The sequence below is a fragment of the Lysinibacillus sp. NPDC093216 genome, from assembly GCF_050280325.1.
Lineage (GTDB): Bacteria > Bacillota > Bacilli > Bacillales_A > Planococcaceae > Lysinibacillus.
The window spans coordinates 120,336-137,740 of sequence record NZ_JBNNVB010000010.1 but is presented as its reverse complement, the minus strand read 5'-3'; the positions used below and the strand labels follow the sequence as shown (position 1 = coordinate 137,740).

General features: G+C 34.8%; 19 protein-coding genes. 9 read left to right on the top strand and 10 right to left on the bottom strand.

What is annotated here, in order from left to right:
* From ACQKOG_RS13585 to ACQKOG_RS13575, 3 genes are all read left to right on the top strand, one after another.
* Positions 1–618, top strand: a 618-nt coding sequence (locus ACQKOG_RS13585) for an IS1595 family transposase (protein WP_427446980.1), incomplete at its 5' end; no start/stop codon positions are given.
* A 140-nt stretch (positions 619–758) separates the two neighbouring features.
* Positions 759–1,160 (top strand): hypothetical protein, encoded by a 402-nt coding sequence (locus ACQKOG_RS13580; RefSeq protein ID WP_370081455.1) that lies wholly within the window; start codon positions 759–761, stop codon positions 1,158–1,160.
* A gap of 286 nt (positions 1,161–1,446) precedes the next feature.
* Positions 1,447–1,641, top strand: coding sequence for a sigma factor (locus ACQKOG_RS13575; RefSeq protein WP_370081457.1), 195 nt, complete (start codon positions 1,447–1,449; stop codon positions 1,639–1,641).
* A 771-nt stretch (positions 1,642–2,412) separates the two neighbouring features.
* Here ACQKOG_RS13575 and ACQKOG_RS13570 read toward each other — a convergent pair.
* Entirely contained in the window at positions 2,413–2,562 is a 150-nt protein-coding gene (locus tag ACQKOG_RS13570) for a hypothetical protein (protein ID WP_402871522.1), read from the bottom strand.
* A 346-nt stretch (positions 2,563–2,908) separates the two neighbouring features.
* Here ACQKOG_RS13570 and ACQKOG_RS13565 point away from each other — a divergent pair, with 346 nt between their 5' ends.
* Positions 2,909–3,862 (top strand): serine hydrolase domain-containing protein, encoded by a 954-nt coding sequence (locus ACQKOG_RS13565; protein WP_427446977.1) that lies wholly within the window; start codon positions 2,909–2,911, stop codon positions 3,860–3,862.
* A gap of 402 nt (positions 3,863–4,264) precedes the next feature.
* Here the strand turns inward: ACQKOG_RS13565 and ACQKOG_RS13560 are convergent, their stop codons facing one another.
* The 4 genes from ACQKOG_RS13560 to ACQKOG_RS13545 form a co-directional block, all read right to left on the bottom strand.
* On the bottom strand, positions 4,265–4,435 hold the full coding sequence (locus ACQKOG_RS13560) for a hypothetical protein (RefSeq protein ID WP_370081463.1): 171 nt from the start codon (positions 4,433–4,435) through the stop codon (positions 4,265–4,267).
* 29 nt (positions 4,436–4,464) lie between these two features.
* Positions 4,465–4,959, bottom strand: coding sequence for an NADAR family protein (locus ACQKOG_RS13555; RefSeq protein WP_370081465.1), 495 nt, complete (start codon positions 4,957–4,959; stop codon positions 4,465–4,467).
* 77 nt (positions 4,960–5,036) lie between these two features.
* Positions 5,037–5,216: a hypothetical protein gene (locus tag ACQKOG_RS13550; protein WP_370081467.1), complete on the bottom strand. Its 180-nt coding sequence runs from the start codon at positions 5,214–5,216 to the stop codon at positions 5,037–5,039.
* Between the two features lie 79 nt (positions 5,217–5,295).
* Positions 5,296–5,670 carry a hypothetical protein gene (locus tag ACQKOG_RS13545; RefSeq protein ID WP_427446974.1) on the bottom strand — a complete coding sequence of 125 codons (375 nt, stop codon included), beginning with the start codon at positions 5,668–5,670 and terminating at the stop codon, positions 5,296–5,298.
* Positions 5,671–5,935: 265 nt separating this feature from the next.
* Here ACQKOG_RS13545 and ACQKOG_RS13540 point away from each other — a divergent pair, with 265 nt between their 5' ends.
* Positions 5,936–7,540, top strand: coding sequence for an ABC-F family ATP-binding cassette domain-containing protein (locus ACQKOG_RS13540; protein WP_370081471.1), 1,605 nt, complete (start codon positions 5,936–5,938; stop codon positions 7,538–7,540).
* A gap of 90 nt (positions 7,541–7,630) precedes the next feature.
* Here the strand turns inward: ACQKOG_RS13540 and ACQKOG_RS13535 are convergent, their stop codons facing one another.
* Positions 7,631–8,974 carry an MFS transporter gene (locus ACQKOG_RS13535; RefSeq protein WP_427446972.1) on the bottom strand — a complete coding sequence of 448 codons (1,344 nt, stop codon included), beginning with the start codon at positions 8,972–8,974 and terminating at the stop codon, positions 7,631–7,633.
* 20 nt (positions 8,975–8,994) lie between these two features.
* Entirely contained in the window at positions 8,995–10,575 is a 1,581-nt protein-coding gene (locus ACQKOG_RS13530) for an AMP-binding protein (RefSeq protein WP_427446970.1), read from the bottom strand.
* A 168-nt stretch (positions 10,576–10,743) separates the two neighbouring features.
* On the opposite strand from ACQKOG_RS13530, the gene ACQKOG_RS13525 reads away from it, so the two are divergent.
* On the top strand, positions 10,744–11,352 hold the full coding sequence (locus ACQKOG_RS13525; protein ID WP_370081477.1) for a TetR/AcrR family transcriptional regulator: 609 nt from the start codon (positions 10,744–10,746) through the stop codon (positions 11,350–11,352).
* Positions 11,353–11,763: 411 nt separating this feature from the next.
* Here the strand turns inward: ACQKOG_RS13525 and ACQKOG_RS13520 are convergent, their stop codons facing one another.
* Complete coding sequence (locus ACQKOG_RS13520) at positions 11,764–12,237, bottom strand: DinB family protein (RefSeq protein ID WP_370081479.1); 474 nt, start codon at positions 12,235–12,237, stop codon at positions 11,764–11,766.
* 220 nt (positions 12,238–12,457) lie between these two features.
* Here ACQKOG_RS13520 and ACQKOG_RS13515 point away from each other — a divergent pair, with 220 nt between their 5' ends.
* Both ACQKOG_RS13515 and ACQKOG_RS13510 read left to right on the top strand, forming a co-directional pair.
* Positions 12,458–13,453: a S66 family peptidase gene (locus ACQKOG_RS13515; RefSeq protein ID WP_370081481.1), complete on the top strand. Its 996-nt coding sequence runs from the start codon at positions 12,458–12,460 to the stop codon at positions 13,451–13,453.
* Positions 13,454–13,768: 315 nt separating this feature from the next.
* A complete protein-coding gene (locus ACQKOG_RS13510; RefSeq protein WP_370081483.1) occupies positions 13,769–14,572 on the top strand; it encodes a S1C family serine protease in 804 nt (267 codons plus the stop codon).
* 256 nt (positions 14,573–14,828) lie between these two features.
* Here the strand turns inward: ACQKOG_RS13510 and ACQKOG_RS13505 are convergent, their stop codons facing one another.
* Both ACQKOG_RS13505 and ACQKOG_RS13500 read right to left on the bottom strand, forming a co-directional pair.
* On the bottom strand, positions 14,829–15,029 hold the full coding sequence (locus ACQKOG_RS13505; RefSeq protein ID WP_049665398.1) for a cold-shock protein: 201 nt from the start codon (positions 15,027–15,029) through the stop codon (positions 14,829–14,831).
* A gap of 225 nt (positions 15,030–15,254) precedes the next feature.
* Entirely contained in the window at positions 15,255–15,536 is a 282-nt protein-coding gene (locus ACQKOG_RS13500) for a DUF1033 family protein (protein ID WP_370081485.1), read from the bottom strand.
* A 127-nt stretch (positions 15,537–15,663) separates the two neighbouring features.
* Between ACQKOG_RS13500 and ACQKOG_RS13495 the strand changes: the two genes are divergently transcribed.
* Positions 15,664–17,391, top strand: a complete 1,728-nt coding sequence (locus ACQKOG_RS13495) for a methyl-accepting chemotaxis protein (protein ID WP_370081487.1) — start codon at positions 15,664–15,666, stop codon at positions 17,389–17,391.
* Positions 17,392–17,405: the final 14 nt, after the last annotated feature.

Here is a 17,405-nt window from a genome sequence, read left to right as displayed (position 1 = left end):
AGTCACGGCTTCAATCAATTATCTGGCATCATTGAAAGTGATGAGACTTTCTTTCGTGAATCTTTAAAAGGTCGTAGATTTACACATCGTAAACCAAAAAAAAGAGCAGAAAAGGATGAAAAACGAGGAATTTCAAATCAGAAAGTTGCTGTAGTTGTAGCCCAAGATCGAAATAACAATATTATTGCGAGGATGGCGGGTAGAGGTCGTGTGAAAGCAGAAGAAATTGATATGGTTATCGGGGATTATATAGCTCATTCTTCTTTGTTATGCACGGATACAGCTACCAACTATAAAAAATTTGCAGCAGCAAAAAATCTTCAACACGAAACAATTAATCTTAATCAAAATCAACGAGTAAAAAAAGGGATATTCCACATACAACACGTTAATAACTTCCATCGTCGTTTGAAAGGATGGATGGAACGTTTTCAAGGTGTTGGTACGTATTATTTGGATAATTACCTCTACTGGTATCGCTGGCTTGAGATACATAAAAACTTAGCATTTGAAAATCGCGTAGAGCAAATGCTTATTTCAGCTTGTCAAAAATCTAACTATTTTACAGTTGAAGCATTAAGACAAAACAAAAAGCATCTTTTTTTAGATGTTTTTTAAGCAGATTCAGTGGTTTCATCGCTATGTTGAATGAATATCTGAAAGGAAATGTACAGTAAATGAAAATTTCGGCAGTTTGTAACTTTTTAATAGATTTTAAGTCTAATCTATTAAACAAATATTGAGAGGTCTGGGATCTAATGAAAAAAATGTTTATAATATTCGTTTTGTTGTTTCTTGTAGGTTGTAATAATGAAGAGAAGAAAACTTTTGAGTTTGCAGGTGAAATTCAAAAAATAATTGTGATTGGACAAGGAACAAATGCTAAGTTAGATAAACAAGAAGTTGAAAATGCCGCTGAAATAAAACTTTTTGAAGATGCAATGCAAGATGCCACTATATTATCACAACCTCATACAGATGAAGGCCCTTTATATAAGCTTGAAGTGATATACGATGATAACTCGAAAGAAATCATTGATATATGGTATTACGCGAGTGCAAATACAGGAAGCTTTTATATGAATGATAGGTATTCTTTGAATGAAGAAGCCGTTCCAGCATTAATTGAACTTTTGGAGTCTTATAAAGAAGAAAAATGATTTACTGAACAAAATGAGTAAATAATAAGAAAATCAACTACTTATTACGAACATCCAAAAATTTATGAGAAGTCATATTTAAACTAACTGAGTGCTTTAGTTAAAAATTCGGTTTACGAAATATCAAAACAAAAAGACAGAGTTCATTCTCCACACATCTTGTAGATTTAATCTGTCTTTATGTTTTAATAACAACAATCTTTACGAAAACAGCCTTAATATAATAAAAGTAAAACCAGTATTATTTGGCAATCGTCTAATGAATGAACACGTAAGGAGGGACGATATGGAGGAAACAATAACAGCAAGCGGCTTATCACGAGCTCAGGTGATTGAGGAGCTAATGACCGGTAATGGTCAAGCGATTCTGCAGCTTGCTTATACATATGTACATGATACAGCCCTTGCTGAAGATTTGACGCAAGAGATTTTTATCAAATGTTATAAGGCCCTTTCAACATATCAAGGGCATGCCAGTTGAAGTCAATACAAAAACAAGGATAGTGCGCACCTTATCACCATGTCCTACTTCATAAGGAAGGTTAAGCCTGTATATTTCTTTTGCTTTCATAAATGGTGGCGTTATTGCAATCGGAGGAATTATCGGAGCTGCAATTACTAAAAAACAAATTGCATCATTAATAGGAAATTGGACTGGGGCTGTTGGGTTCGCCAAACTCATAGTATCTAAGATAATTTTATTCTTTATTAGCAAACCATTTTTCACTTAAGTATTGAGAAAACCCGAGAATAATCGTAATACTAATGCCAATTAAAATAAATCGTATATCATTATTAGGTAAAATTCTATTTATGATAAAAACAGAAATCATTACAATAAGAGCAAATGTTATTGAAAATAATATTTTTTTCAGCATTCGTTACACCAACTTTTTTTGATATATTGTTTATTATACCAATTTTCAGGTTGTTTTCTCAATGGTATTAAGCTTTCCCAAAGCGCCGTTTGGTAATCTTTCATAAAAAGTTGTTATTCCACAATCTGGCCCGTTTGTTGAATAGCATGGCTAATATTTTTAAATAACTTTATTATATTCCATATGGCCTTATTAAAAATTAAACAACTTTATTATCAGTATACAGATGGAGAACAACAAAGTTCGATATTTTAAAGAGGTATTTAAAAGGACCAAACATATTTTATATGACTAATATGTTTGGTCCTTTAATTTATTTAACTTTTTTCGATTTTGGTCTTGATAATTATTTTCTTCCTATGTTTTCAATCATATTATTTATCTGTTTGTTTTTGCTTTTTTTTCAAATACTCAGCACGTATTTTTTCTAGTTGCTGCTTTTTATCAAATTTGGCAGGCTTGTTTTTTTCATGATACTTTGTCACAGCCTTCTGACCTTTGGTATCCAATTGATATTTCCCCACTTTGTTCACCTACTTTTCTTATCTTTAAAGAGAATCTATTCAACAAATATAATATACCTTATTTTACTGAAGTAATCCTTTTTACTTTATTAGTATACTGCCTAACCTTGCATTTATCAGTAAAAACTTAGAAAAATAATTCATAATCAATATGTAAATATTTATTCGATTGTAATACTAGTACGGTTTATTTTATTTTATTTAGCGAACAATCTGCAACATGATAAAAACTACATTTTCCTCAACTTTTGGTACGTTTTGTAAAATTATGTCTTATAATAGGAATTGTTGATAAGCTATAAAGAAATAGATTGAGAGGTATACATATGAAAAAATTGATCAATATTTGACAAATGAAAAATTTCAGGGAACCGTCCTAATTGCAAAGGAAGGTGAAGTTTTATTTACAAAAGGTTACGGATTGGCAGCCACTGATTTACCTAATAGCCCAAGCACGCTCTATCAGATTGCTTCATTATCTAAAACATTTACTGCAGTAGCAGTCATGCAATTAGTAGAAAAGGATCTTCTAAACTTAGATCATCCAATTTCGCAATACTTCCCAGACTTTCCGAATGGAGAGACTATTACAATAAGTCATCTATTAAGTCATAGCTCAGGAATTCCGGATTATCTAAAGAAGGATTTCAAATTTGACTACAGCAAAGAATGGAATCCACATGATATTGTAAATACCATTAAAGATTCTGAATTAGAGTTTACCCCAGGTAAAAGCTTTAGTTACAGTAATACTGGCTATGTAATGTTAGGGCTAATTACTGAAAAAGTCAGCGGACAGTCATATGCAAATTATATAGAAGAATATATTTTTGAACCGAGCAACATGTTTAATTCTATGTTTACGGTTCCCGCTGGCATACTGAAAGCGGAAGGACATGTAGATGGGAAAATCGGACCCTTAATACATAATTCTGCAGCGTACGCAGCTGGGGATATCATTTCTACTGCTGAAGATTTAGAACTGTTTGACAGAGCCTTGCGTAATAATGTATTGATAAACAAAGAAACATCAGAACTGATTAGTACGACCCATGCTAAAAAGTTACCGAATCAATATGGCTATGGATGGTATACTCAAGATGTCATGGGGAAAAAAGCAGTTGGACATCCAGGAGGATATCCGAGCGGTTTCCGTCATTATGTTACACGGCTAAATGACGAGGAGTTAACTGTGATCGTTCTTAGCAATGAGATGACAGTTAATTCAAAAAGAATCAACCGTAATCTTACATCCATCGTTCTTCAGCAACCAATTTGGATATGGGAAGAGAAACTTTAATTCCTTTTCTCAAATTTGATAAAAGATAATTTATTTTCATGTTCCTTAATCCATTCTTTAAATGGATTCTTTTCACTAGACATACTTTACACTCCCATCCGCAGTTACAAATATTGTAATCTTAATGTAAGTGTAAATCTATACCTTGTTGAAAGGTAAGGTGTAAAAGGAGTTAAACGGTCTAGTACAAGATGTACCAGACCTAGCTACACTACCTTCATTACAACTTTTAAACAGACATGGATTATTGACTAGGCATGATTTTAACAGAATCAGAAGAGAATCAGAAAGCTTTCGATTAGATTGAATTATATTGCATAAAAGCCACAACTCATTACGAGTGTGGCTTTATTACCTTAGTTCTTCGTAATCATTAAACTCATTTCTATTACGCTTAACTGCTTATCTAACTGTTTCTACATTTACTTCGTAATATTCAGCAGCCATTTGTAGAGTAACCTCTAAATTCTCACCAATCATTGAAACAGCTTTTACCTTCTCTAAAACTTCATCACGATAAACGTTTTCATTTCTCATGAATTCACTTTGTACAAAAACAATTCCATTTTCCATAATTAATCTTCTTCTTAGTTATGTATTTTCTATAATTGATTCCTTTTATTTAGCTCTTCTCTTACTTTTTCTAGTACTTTACCTAAAAGGTTTAATCCTTTCCACTTTGAAGGATTTGTAGCATTAGGATTATTACAATCCATTCCGATGCCCCAAATTTTATCGTAAGGACTAGCTTCAACCATAGTTTTATCTTTTGTATTAAGAATAATCGATTTGAGTTTTGGGCTAGAGAATTTATCTAACAACACTTCGTAATAAATCTTCTCCCGATTTTCTGACCAAATATTCTCATCAAACGGAATTTGACGACTTCTTCCCAACTTTTTACATTCGTCTGGAGTTTGTGCACGGATAATTTGTTGAGCAATCTTCTCTGCACCAAACAATTTAGCTTTACGATACATTACTGCTTGTTCGCTCCATTTGAATAACTGATTTTGGTGCTTGAATGGTGAATAATAAAAATTTGAAAATACATCTTGTTTACCCCAAAAGAATACGAATTCATTAGTTTCTTTCATAATAACACCTCCCATCTACCCACAATTGTAAGTTAATAGGAAGTGTTTGTCATTATAATAAAATTTAGTAAGTAATATTAAACTACATTTGGTTCAAACAACTGCCAATCAACATCCTCACGTTTACTTGGTAACCCACTTTTATCTGACATTGACCATAACTCTAGTTCTTTCATGTAATCATGAATAGCATCTAATTGTTTCCCATATAGTTTCTTTGTAATAATTAATTTTATATATTCCACCATTTTATCCATATCTCTATCCTTCCACCTCAAATAATAGTTGCTTACGTTTCTCATCTAACTTAATCACTTCATACTCTTTTATAATCTTTTAAGTTTCTAACTTATCAAGAAGTTCATGCGTACAACTCATCATAAATCTGTTAGCTTGAGTTGAGTTGAGTTGAGTTGTCTTGTCTAAATGACTGAGTGATTCTAACCAATCCATAAATCCTTCTTTATTAATATCATCTACCGTCTCAATTTTTAAAAACTCTACAAATTTTTGCATCGTCTGGTTATAAGTCAACAAAGTCTTATGTCTTAGCCCTTGTAATTGCATTTGTCGGTTTACTATTTCAAGTGCTTGATCTATTGGGATTGAATCGGGCTTACGTTTGGTGGTATTACCTCCTGATTGCTTAGGTTGTAAGCTAGGCTTAAAAACAACATCATCCATTCTCAATTCTTTTATTTTTCTAGACATTTAGCATCTTCCTTTCAATAAAATATTAAAAGGTAATAAATTAGGGATAAATCAATTTCATTTACTTACTGTTCTTTCCCCTAGAAACGTTTAAAACCTTACTTTGTTGTCGATACGTATTTCCGAATCGCATTATCCCCCCTCCCCTATTCCACTCAAACACCTGACAACCCATAAACGTTAAACGTTGATTTAATAATGTTTATAGACTCTGGTACATATTTCATGATATACTAGTGCCATTGTGAAAAAAGGAGGAACTTGCATGATTCAAGTAAGTAATGTAGGTCTTCGCTATGGCGATCGTAAACTATTTGAAGACGTAAATATAAAATTCACACCGGGAAATTGCTACGGTTTAATCGGGGCAAATGGTGCTGGTAAATCAACATTTTTAAAAATTCTTTCTGGTGAAATTGAAGCACAGGAAGGTCACGTATCAATGGGTAAGGACGAACGTTTATCTGTCCTTAAACAAAACCACTTTGAATACGATGAATTCAATGTATTAGATACAGTTGTTATGGGGAACAAACGTCTTTGGGAAGTAAAAGCTGAAAAAGACGCTATCTACGCAAAAGAAGACTTTTCTGATGAGGATGGCATGCGTGCTGCTGAATTAGAAGGTGAATTCGCTGACCTAAATGGTTGGGAAGCTGACTCAGAAGCAGCAACATTATTAAACGGTTTAGGGATTGGCGACGAGCTTCACTATATGCTAATGGCTGACCTTGAAGGTTCTGACAAAGTCAAAGTATTATTAGCACAAGCTCTATTTGGTAAACCAGACGTTCTATTACTAGATGAGCCTACCAACCACCTTGACTTAAAAGCAATCCAATGGTTAGAAGAATTCTTAATTAACTTTGAAAATACGGTTATTGTCGTATCCCATGACCGTCACTTCTTAAACAAAGTATGTACACATATTGCTGACCTTGATTTCTCTAAAATCCAATTATATGTTGGTAACTATGACTTCTGGTATGAGTCTAGCCAATTAGCACAAAAAATGATGGCAGACCAAAACAAGAAGAAAGAAGAAAAGATTAAAGAGCTACAAGCATTCGTTGCTCGTTTCTCTGCGAACGCTTCAAAATCAAGCCAAGCGACTTCTCGTAAAAAAATGCTGGATAAAATCGAGCTTGACGACATTAAACCTTCTAGCCGTAAATATCCATTCATCAACTTCCAAACTGGACGTGAAATCGGTAATGATGTGTTAACAGTGGATGGCCTTACAGCAAGCAATGAAGGCGAAACACTATTTAAAGATATTCGCTTTTCAATGAACAAAGAAGATAAAATCATTTTACTTGGTAATCCAATGGCAAAAACGGCTCTTCTTGATATTCTTATGGACGAAAGAAAAGCAGATGCTGGTACGTTCAAATGGGGCGTAACAACTTCTCAAAGCTACTTTGAAAATGATCACGATAAATACTTCGAAGGTTCAGAGAAATCATTAGTGGAATGGTTACGCCAATATTCTCCTGATGATGAAACTGAAAGCTTCTTACGCGGATTCCTAGGTCGTATGCTATTCTCTGGTGAAGAAGTGAAAAAATCTCCTTCAGTTTTATCAGGGGGCGAAAAAGTTCGTTGTATGCTGTCAAAAATGATGCTTGCAACAGCAAACGTTATTTTACTGGATGAGCCTACGAACCACCTTGACCTTGAGTCAATCCAAGCACTAAACGAAGGACTTATGCGCTTCAAAGGTGCGATGCTTTTCACATCTCATGACCATCAGTTCATCCAAACAATTGCAAACCGTGTGATCGAAATCCGTGAAGACGGCACAATTTTAGATAAACTATTAACTTATGATGAATTCCTAGAGTGGAAAGATAGCCAAGGCTTAAACTAATGAACAAAACAGGGTTCTCCTATTCAAAAAGGAGAACCCTGTTATTTTATTAATGAGTCTAGCTATTAGGCGCACTTGTAATGTTAACTATTACTTTGACGTAGTTGTCATTGCTACTTCCACTTGAGCATCTGACATGCGTTCATGTTCTTGTACCTTCTCGACAGTTTCTTCATATTGAGAGATCATTCGTGTATCTGGTGAAAATACTGCAAGTAGCAGTGATAACAATAGCCCCGCCATCATTAATCCACCAAATAAATACGGTGATGCCCCGTATTCTGTTGCTAAAGATGTCCATAGCATTGGTCCAAATCCGACGATTGCCGCAGCGATTTGATAGCCAAAGGATAGCCCCGTATAGCGAACATTCGCTGGGAATAATTCAGAGAAAAACGTACCTTGAGTCGCGAAAATGGCTGCCCATACGACACCAAGTAAAATGACTTGCAACATAAAGAAATAAGTTGAATTGATTGGAATCAATACGAAATATGGAATCGCTAACAGTAACATTGTGATAAGGCCACCAATATAAATTTTCTTTCGACCTATAAAATCTGAAAAATATCCAACAATGGGCATTGTTACAATCATTGTTGCACAGCTTAATGTTAGTGCAAACAATGCGACATCCCTTGTGTAGCCAATATACGTAGTTGCATACACTAAAATAAATGACATTAAAAACACATTAAAGAATCCATCCCCTATTTTTAATCCTATAATGCGGAAAATATCTTTTTTGTTATATTTGAAGACTTGGACAATTGGTAATTTAGCTAATTCACCATTGTCTTTTTTACGTTTAAATTCAGGTGTTTCTTCGATTCCGCTTCGAATCCATATAGCCAGTACTATTAAAACTGCGCTAAATAGAAATGGTAAACGCCAACCCCATGCCATAAATTGAGCTTCTGTCGTTAATGAAGAAATAAGTGTAAAACTAAATGTTCCTAAAACTAAACCGATTGGTACACCAAGCTGTGGAATAGAACCAAAAAAGCCACGTACCCCTTTTGTAGCCGATTCAGTAGCTAGTAACACGGCACCTCCCCATTCACCACCAAGTGCAATCCCTTGAATAAGTCGCAAAATTACTAAAAGCGTTGGTGCGAGTAATCCCACTTGTGCATATGTAGGTAATAAACCTATCAAAAAAGAACTACCGCCCATTCCTATTAAAGTAAGCATAAGCGAGGCTTTCCTTCCGACACGATCACCCATATGTCCAAAAATTAAACTTCCAATTGGACGAGCTGCATATCCAGCTCCAAACGTAGCAAATGCAATTAAAATCGAGATTGCCGGATTAGTCGAAGGGAAAAAAAGCGTTGTAAAAACTAATCCCGTTGCAGTACCATACAAATAAAAATCGTACCATTCAATGACTGATCCTGCTAAACTTGCTAATAATATCTTCACATTTTTCATAGAATCCCTTCTCTCTACATTCAATTTTTTATGTCATTCACTTCAACTAAAAATGCGTTACGTAAAACATGCTTTTGAATTTTTCCAACAGGAGTACGTGGAAAATCAGTCACAAATTCAATACTATCTGGCACTTTAAATTTCGCGAGGCGTTCCCGACAATGTGCAATCAATACCTCTTCACTTATAGTAGCGCCAGCTTGTAAAATAACATACGCTTTAATAGCTTCATCACGCATGTCATCGGGTACACCAATGACGGCTGCTTCAAATACTAATGGATGCTCTGTTAATACACTCTCCACTTCATTCGCTGCCACATTTTCACCTGAGCGTTTAATCATATCCTTTATTCGATCAACGAAATAGAAATAACCATCTTCATCAATTCGTGCGTTATCTCCAGTTAGTATCCAGTTATCTTTGATAGTGTCGTTTGTCGCTTGCTTGTTTTTAAAGTAGCCTTTCATTAAGGTTCTTCCTGGTATCCCTTTAACGGCAATTTGACCAATCTCCCCTTGATTTACAGGAATTCCATGTTCATCTACAAGCTGAACCTCATAACCAATGCTTGGTCTACCGATGCTCATATTTTTCTGTATTCCAAATAGAGGATTTATCAGTGGAATCCCCACTGTTTCGGTCAAACCGTACAATTGCAATAACTTCACATCAAATTGCTCCTCAAACTGGACTAATTGGTGTTCAGCAACTGTCTGTGCAAAAAGGACAAGTCGTAAAGGATTATCCTTCGCCTCTTTTTCGTAATCTTTTGCTAAAATCATACGAATAGGAGCAGCAAATAAAGAACCAACTGTTCCGCCTAATGCCTTTGCTTGTTTAAAATAACGTGAAGCACTAAATTTCTCAGTAACTGCAATGCTTGCCCCTACCACGATGGCTGACATCGTTGAATAGTATTGGGCATTCCCATGGAAAAGCGGTAAGACAATAAATGTTCGATCTTCAGGTGTTAAAGCTATTGAACGAGCCATTAACTCACCCGTGTAAATATAATTGGCATGTGTCACTTGAACGCCTTTAGGTCTTGATGTTGTTCCAGATGTATAAAGCAATGCCACAATATCTTCTGACGAAACTGTTGGGAAATGTACATTGTTATCACTTGCATTTTTAATGAGCTCTGAGAAATATAAGATACCTTCAGAGCTATTTTGTTGTCTCGTAATAATAATATTTTGTATAGTCGGTGTTTTAGACTTAATACTGACAAACTTTTCGACATAGTCCTCTTCAATAATAATGAGGACAGCTTCAGAATGAGAAATAATATATTCCATTTCATCTGCTGGTGATAAAATGTTAGTTGGCACCATAATGCCCCCAATTTCTGCTAAAGCAAACCATGCTGTGAAAAATTCCATATTGTTTGGTAAATGTAACACAACATGATCCCCTTTTTTGATACCAAGCTTAAGAAGTGCATTACTTAAGCGAATAACCTCCTGATAAAAATCCCCATAATTTTTTTCAAAATAGTTTCCCTTACTATCCTCAAATCGAATAAAACTTTTTTCAGGTTGTTGCTCTATTCTCTCCCTTAAAACAGAGCGCAATGTTCTATTCCCAATTAAATCCATGTTATCCCCCCTCTTTAACTGTTTCATAGACTATAGTCTGTATATTAATCGGCAAAACAATTATTTGTCAATATTTTTTCTAACAATTCAGAAAATAATATAATTACATGAACGAGTATTATGCTAAAGTTAAATAGAATATCTCGTGGGAAATAGGTGATGCAGAAAATGAAAAAGACACGAAAACAGCAGGCTCAAGAAACGAAAAAACATATCTATTTAACAGCACTTAAATTGTTCGAAACGAAAGGCTTTGATCAAGTAACGGTTGATGAAATTGTGCAAAAAAGCAAAAGCTCAAAAGGTGCTTTTTATGGTCATTTCTCTTCTAAATACGATATTTTCTTAGAAAAATTTAAAGAAATTGATCACTTTTACGAGGAATTTACAGCAACACTGCCTGCCAATCTTTGCTTCAAGGAAAAGGTCATCTCATTAATTGATGCACAAATGAAATATTTAAAAGATGATTTAGGAATGGATTTAATGCGTTCTGTTTACAAAAGTGGCTTAATTGAAAACGAAGAAAATTTCTTTTCCAATTCTGAACGAGAATTGTATAAAATTTTAAACTCATTTATACAAAAGGCTATTAAAGATGGAGAATTATCTGCACAAATAAATATTCAACAAACCGTAATTTACATTAGTCGTTGTATGCGAGGTTCATTATATGACTGGTTAGTCTTTGGAAAAGATTTTGATTTATTACAAGAAAGCAAAGGCTTTATTGCAATATTTTTAGATGGTTTGTTAACTAAGGTGAAATCCAATTAAAAATAAGTAGCCTATAAAAAGCTACCTATTCTATTTCAAAGCAAAAATAGGCATTTCCTATTTAGATTGGCCTATTTTCTCTTTATATTTAATTGTTCTTCATTCTTACAACATATCTTTTTATAGAAAATTTTTCTGTCGCGAAAGTGCACCAGAGCTGAACGACAGCGACAATAATTTTTAAGGAGCTAGCTACAGTTTTAAGATATATCGAGAACTTTTGATTGTTTATTGACCAACTTTTTTAATTTATCACCCAACTTTCGAAAAATATCGATATCTACCTTCAAGCGACACTATTTGCATCACTTAAGACATAAGCATATTTTCAAGGCAAAATAAAAAAAAGCGCGAGAAAATTGATTTCTCGCGCTTAAGGTTTTGAACAGTTTTGTCCCAGCCTATTTACGTTTACTTTTGCATTTCCTTTGTTGGCCCCAATACGCCTGGTACTGGTAAACCGGCTTGACGTAGGAGCACCGTCATTTGTCCACGGTGATGTGTTTGATGATCGACCATTACACGTAATAATGCACCTCTAGCTATTGGTCCAGTGAAGCCTTTTACTTCCTCCAGCAAGTCTTCATTTGATAGTTTTGCCGCTTCCTCTTTCACACTATTTGCTACATTTTCATAAGCAGCTACAATTTCAGCAACTGTAGATGGAACTGGATCTTCTTGTCGAGTCATTGGCACTTTTAAACCTGCTAAATAACTGAAATAACCAGCAGCTCCAACTAAATGCCAACCTAACCAACCTAGTGAGCTATGACCTTCCACTATGCTTTGCTCTAGCTTTTCATCTGTTATAGCTTTTAATACTTGAAGAGTACCTTGTGCTGATGCTGACCACTCATTTAAAAAGTCATCTACATGACGATACATTTAAACGCCCCCATTTCATAAATTCATATCTATCATATTAAATTCTAAACTCTCTTACAAGTTTCTAGCATAAAGTTTACATAATATTATTATTTTCAGCTCTGTTATAACTATTCATTTCAGTTACTTTTTACATCTCTTTCGTCAAAACAAGTATACGACTCTTTAAATTGTAAAATCATGTATAATAGCTTTTATCTTAAATTGAAAGAGGTATTTTATGTTTTCCCCATTAAAAAGAGGCGATACCATTGGCATTTACTCGCCTTCCAAACCAGCTACAACTATTGCAAAGACTCGCTATGAACGAGGCAAGGAACGTCTGCAAGCACTCGGCTTTACTATACAAGAAGGCTCGTTAACTGGAAGAGAAGATTTTTATCGCTCCGGTACACCGAAAGAACGTGCAGCAGAGCTAAATGCCCTACTTCGTGATCCCCACATCAAAATGATCTTACCAACTATGGGTGGTACTAACGCCAATAGTCTGCTGCCCTATCTAGACTACGAAGCATTTAAGCAGAATCCAAAAATACTTATAGGATTGTCTGATGTGACCACTATACTCCTTGCAATGTATGCAAAGACTGGAGTTCCTGTCTTTTATGGACCTTCTGTTGCTTCTACATTTGGTGAATTTCCACCTTTTGTCCATTATACGGAGCAATATTTTAAAGATTTGTTTTTACATTCATTATCAATTCCCTATACCATGCCAATCCCACCTATTTGGACAGATGACCGGCTAAACTGGTTAGAAAAAACAACTGAAAAAACTCAACATCATAATTCATGGATTACCGTACAACCTGGCATTGCTGAAGGTCGTTTAATAGGTGGAAATATAAATACGATGTACGGCTTCATTGGAACACCTTACTTCCCTCACGTTAATGAAGGAGATATCTTACTTCTTGAAGATACTTCTAAAACAATTGCGGTTGTTGAGAAAAACTTTGCTATGTTAAAACTACACGGCATTTTCGACAAAGCTTCTGCAATTATTTTAGGTAAACATGAACAATATGATGATTTAGGAACCGGAAGAAAGCCTTATGATGTGTTGCTAGAGCAGCTAAATGGACGTACTATACCTATTATCGCTGATGTTGATTGCTGTCACACTCATCCCCTGCATGCTATGCCCATCGGTTTACGTGTAAGTGTCAATGCAACTAGCAAAGAGATTACCTTTCTAGAAACCTGGTTTTCATAACATTCGTATAACCTATATACTTCGCGTATAATGAAGACAAATAGTTGAAGTAGTCTAAGTATGAACCATAATTAAACTACGACATCAATCACTACTGGAGTAACTGTCTATTATGATGTTATTCAGCTAACACACTCAGAGGATAATGGCGTCAACGCAATATTTTGTTAAAATATTGACCTTATCGTATAAATCATACAACGATGACAACTGATTAGGACCTTTCGTCATTTCCTCGACCCTAAAAAATTGAATAAGAATTACTTTACAGGTGTCCTACTTGGGCGCTTTTCATTTTGGGTAAGGAGGGTTTTTATGAATGATATACATAGATCAACAACAAATGAAGAATTGACAGAAGAAGAATTGATTGAGCTTGTCCTCGCTGAACAACAAAAGGCATTGGCACAAGAAGAACAACTGCAAGGTAAAAAGCCTAAAAAACGAAAACCAATTGTCAAATGGATTGTCTGGAGTATGGCATTTGTGTTGTTTTTGAATACATTTGCACTTATCTTTCAAATATACTCCATTCCAGCTCTTGAATTTTTGAAGGTGTCTGCACGATTATCAACGCAAGAAGATATAAAAACCTATAAAAAAGCTGTTGTAGAGATATCTACAGGTTCTAGTAAAGGCACTGGTTTTTCAATTTCTTCAGATGGACTTATCGTAACCAATGCACACGTTGTAGAAGATGCTCAATCATTATTCGTCATTTTCCCTGAGGAAGGTTTAATGGGTGCCAAGTTACTGCAAAGCTTCCCGGACGTAGATTTAGCATTATTACAAGTAACGGGTGATGAGTTACCTTCCCTCTCACTCGCTGAAAATCCTACCTATAGCAAAAATGAGCATGTCTATTTCATTGGTAATCCACTAGCGTTTACAGGCATCGCAAATGAAGGTACTTTACTGGAATCAACACACCTTGAGGATTGGCAGGAGCCTGTTATGATGATGAAAGCCCCTGTTTATCGGGGAAATAGTGGCAGTCCTGTCATTAATGCTGCTGGTGAAGTTATCGGAATCGTTTTTGCAACGGCGAAAAATGATCCATATGGTCGTGTCGGTTTGTTTATACCTGTTGAAGTGCTTCAACGCATATTAAGTAAATAATTCCCCTAAAAGATGCTTGTCCTCATGAATGAGACGAGCTCTTACTTTTGTTTACATAATAAAATTATTTTTTTATTTGTACAGAATTGAGAAACTTGATTTTTGATCTGCATGAATGGTAGGATCTACACTCTTTCATATACCAAGTCACTATTAATCATATGTTGTAACTCTCAAATGTTCGAAGCATAAAAAAAAGGCATCCTATATCAATAGGATGCCTTAATTTAACGAAAGTAATTTTAATTACTGAGAATTAAAGTTTAGTTACGTTAGCAGCTTGTGGTCCGCGGTTGCCATCTACAACTTCGAATTCCACTTTTTGACCTTCGTCAAGAGTTTTGAAACCTTCGCCACCGATAGCTGAGAAGTGTACGAATACGTCGTTTTCGCCTTCTACTTCGATGAATCCAAAACCTTTTTCTGAGTTAAACCATTTTACTGTACCTTGTTTCATTTAAGAAAACCTCCAAAAAATAAAAGTGAACAATATGTAATTTCTTCAGCGAATGAAAAAAATTCACATATTACAAAGAGTACCGAACTAACGCGATCACTTTTTGTAATATGTGAATTCATGTTACCGGTGAAGCAATTAAATTGTTAACCTAAGTATAACCGCCATTCATAATTTTGTCAAATAAAGAAAAAATATTTTTTTTAAAATGTCAAAATTTTATTTCTATGACTCAGATCTCAAAGCGATAATACCGTGATAAATTTGTACATCATCATCACAGGCTTCGCAAAAAACACTTTCATCCTCTGACCAGAATGCCCAAAACCCATCTTCTTTCGTTGCCTCATTGTCATATGTTAAACGGAAGTGCTTTAGTTTTCTTTGTAAGGCTTCCTCAAATTGCTCCTCCGATTCAAATGTTTCATTTGTTTGAATAAAAGCCTCCCAGCCTTCAAACTTCCACCAAGGCTCATAATCAGCTTTCATGTAAATGATTGTATACATATTTGCCACATTCCCTGCTGTAATAAGATATTTTCATTTTAGCAAACACATTTGAAATGTCTATTAAAACACTCTGTCTTATGGTACTATTACCTTATTATTCATAATTTTTGGAGGTATTTTTTTTATGTTTTCAAGTATTCGACCTAAGGCCGAACTCGATGAATTATTAAAGCGTGGTACAAATTTAAATGCTACAGGTCGTTTTAATAAAACACTAGCATTTAACCATTTCAATACTCAAGATGAAGAGAATTTAAAAACTCTCTACAATAAATTAAAAGATATCACGCCGTCGATGAATGCAATTTTTAATAACTATTTAAGAGAAATCTCTCTTTCCTCTCAGCTAACGATTAGTGAAGAAAATATTAATCGATACTTAACTCAATTTTTCCTAGCTACTCGTGATGATGAATATGTGGATGAAACCGTTAAATTTTTCAATTTGTTCAGAAAGAATCAATATGAGCCGGGTAAGTTAATCGTCGTCTTCAATCAATTTGCATTTTATATTACTACATACATTTTACATAATTTTGGTTTAAAACCTAATAAGGCATTTGAATATATGAAATCTTTCCAATCAGCTGTTAACGTTGACCAGGAATTACTCATCGAAGTGTTAACAGAACGTACTATTGAAAATGTTGTCGCTGAAATTTCCTCTTTAATGGATGTCAACGCAAAAATCATGTATATGAAAGATTTAGTATTTAGCTTAGATAAACAAAACGAAGAAATCCAGTCTTCTACCGCAGCAACTGAAGAAATTGCCGCTTCTATTAACGAGGTTGCTCGAATGTCTTCTCGTATTTCTGAAAAAACAACTGAATCTGTTGATCATGCTGTACAAGGAAAAAATGCAATTGAGCATGCCCTTTCTGAAATCTTTAAAACAGAAGAAACATTTACATCAATTGTTGAATCCTTTTCAGAATTACAAAAGCGGGTAAATGATATTGAAAATGTTGTAACGTTAATAAACCAAATTGCCGATCAAACGAATTTACTTGCTTTGAACGCTTCTATTGAGGCTGCACGAGCAGGTGAACATGGTAAAGGCTTCGCCGTAGTTGCGCAGGAAGTTCGAAAGCTTGCTGAAGGAACGGTATCAGCGCTAAGTGAAGTAACTGCAAATGTACATCATTTAAAGAGCTATTCAAACGATGTGTCAAACTCAATAACAGAAACGACTGAAATTATTAAAGATGCAACTGTAGAGGCTAAAGAATCGTTACCATTATTAAATGCGATAGTTAGTGCCATTGAAGGTATTAATCTGGATGTCACAAATACAGCTGCGATATCACAGGAACAGGCTGCAGCTATTGATGAAGTATCAGCAAGAATGATTGAGATTTCTAACCTTCAAGATGACATTCGCGAATATAGTCATAACACATCTAGTGATATTCATTCATTAGGGAAAGAAATTAATCGTTTCCGCAATGATATTATTGAGAATAATAATGTTCAGCTTTCGTCCATTGCACTTTTACAATTATCAAAGGCCGATCATATTTTATGGAAATGGCGAATTTATAATATGTTCCTCGGTCTTGAAAATGTCGAACCAAGTGATGTTTCTTCACATACAGACTGCCGTCTTGGTAAATGGTATACATCTGCTCGCACCGTAGAACGTTTCGGACACTTACAGGAGTACCGTGAATTAGACGCCTATCATTTACGTGTTCATGAATCGGCGAAGTTAGCAGCGGTGGCTTATAAGGCTGGGAATATTCAGCAGGCAGAAGTTCATTTAAAAGAAGTAGATCAAGCTTCTAAGCAAGTTCTCTATTTTATCAATAATCTAATTGCATATTTAGAAAAAGAACGTGTAATGCACTAAGCACCAAGGGGGTT

Bases quoted from the DNA above. Each gene is read 5' to 3' on its own strand.
- ACQKOG_RS13580 (WP_370081455.1), top strand. From the start codon at position 759: ATGAAAAAAATGTTTATAATATTCGTTTTGTTGTTTCTTGTAGGTTGT.
- ACQKOG_RS13575 (WP_370081457.1), top strand. From the start codon at position 1,447: ATGGAGGAAACAATAACAGCAAGCGGCTTATCACGAGCTCAGGTGATT.
- ACQKOG_RS13560 (WP_370081463.1), bottom strand. From the start codon at position 4,435: ATGGAAAATGGAATTGTTTTTGTACAAAGTGAATTCATGAGAAATGAA.
- ACQKOG_RS13555 (WP_370081465.1), bottom strand. From the start codon at position 4,959: ATGAAAGAAACTAATGAATTCGTATTCTTTTGGGGTAAACAAGATGTA.
- ACQKOG_RS13550 (WP_370081467.1), bottom strand. From the start codon at position 5,216: ATGGATAAAATGGTGGAATATATAAAATTAATTATTACAAAGAAACTA.
- ACQKOG_RS13545 (WP_427446974.1), bottom strand. From the start codon at position 5,670: ATGTCTAGAAAAATAAAAGAATTGAGAATGGATGATGTTGTTTTTAAG.
- ACQKOG_RS13540 (WP_370081471.1), top strand. From the start codon at position 5,936: ATGATTCAAGTAAGTAATGTAGGTCTTCGCTATGGCGATCGTAAACTA.
- ACQKOG_RS13535 (WP_427446972.1), bottom strand. From the start codon at position 8,974: ATGAAAAATGTGAAGATATTATTAGCAAGTTTAGCAGGATCAGTCATT.
- ACQKOG_RS13530 (WP_427446970.1), bottom strand. From the start codon at position 10,575: ATGGATTTAATTGGGAATAGAACATTGCGCTCTGTTTTAAGGGAGAGA.
- ACQKOG_RS13525 (WP_370081477.1), top strand. From the start codon at position 10,744: ATGAAAAAGACACGAAAACAGCAGGCTCAAGAAACGAAAAAACATATC.
- ACQKOG_RS13520 (WP_370081479.1), bottom strand. From the start codon at position 12,237: ATGTATCGTCATGTAGATGACTTTTTAAATGAGTGGTCAGCATCAGCA.
- ACQKOG_RS13515 (WP_370081481.1), top strand. From the start codon at position 12,458: ATGTTTTCCCCATTAAAAAGAGGCGATACCATTGGCATTTACTCGCCT.
- ACQKOG_RS13510 (WP_370081483.1), top strand. From the start codon at position 13,769: ATGAATGATATACATAGATCAACAACAAATGAAGAATTGACAGAAGAA.
- ACQKOG_RS13505 (WP_049665398.1), bottom strand. From the start codon at position 15,029: ATGAAACAAGGTACAGTAAAATGGTTTAACTCAGAAAAAGGTTTTGGA.
- ACQKOG_RS13500 (WP_370081485.1), bottom strand. From the start codon at position 15,536: ATGTATACAATCATTTACATGAAAGCTGATTATGAGCCTTGGTGGAAG.
- ACQKOG_RS13495 (WP_370081487.1), top strand. From the start codon at position 15,664: ATGTTTTCAAGTATTCGACCTAAGGCCGAACTCGATGAATTATTAAAG.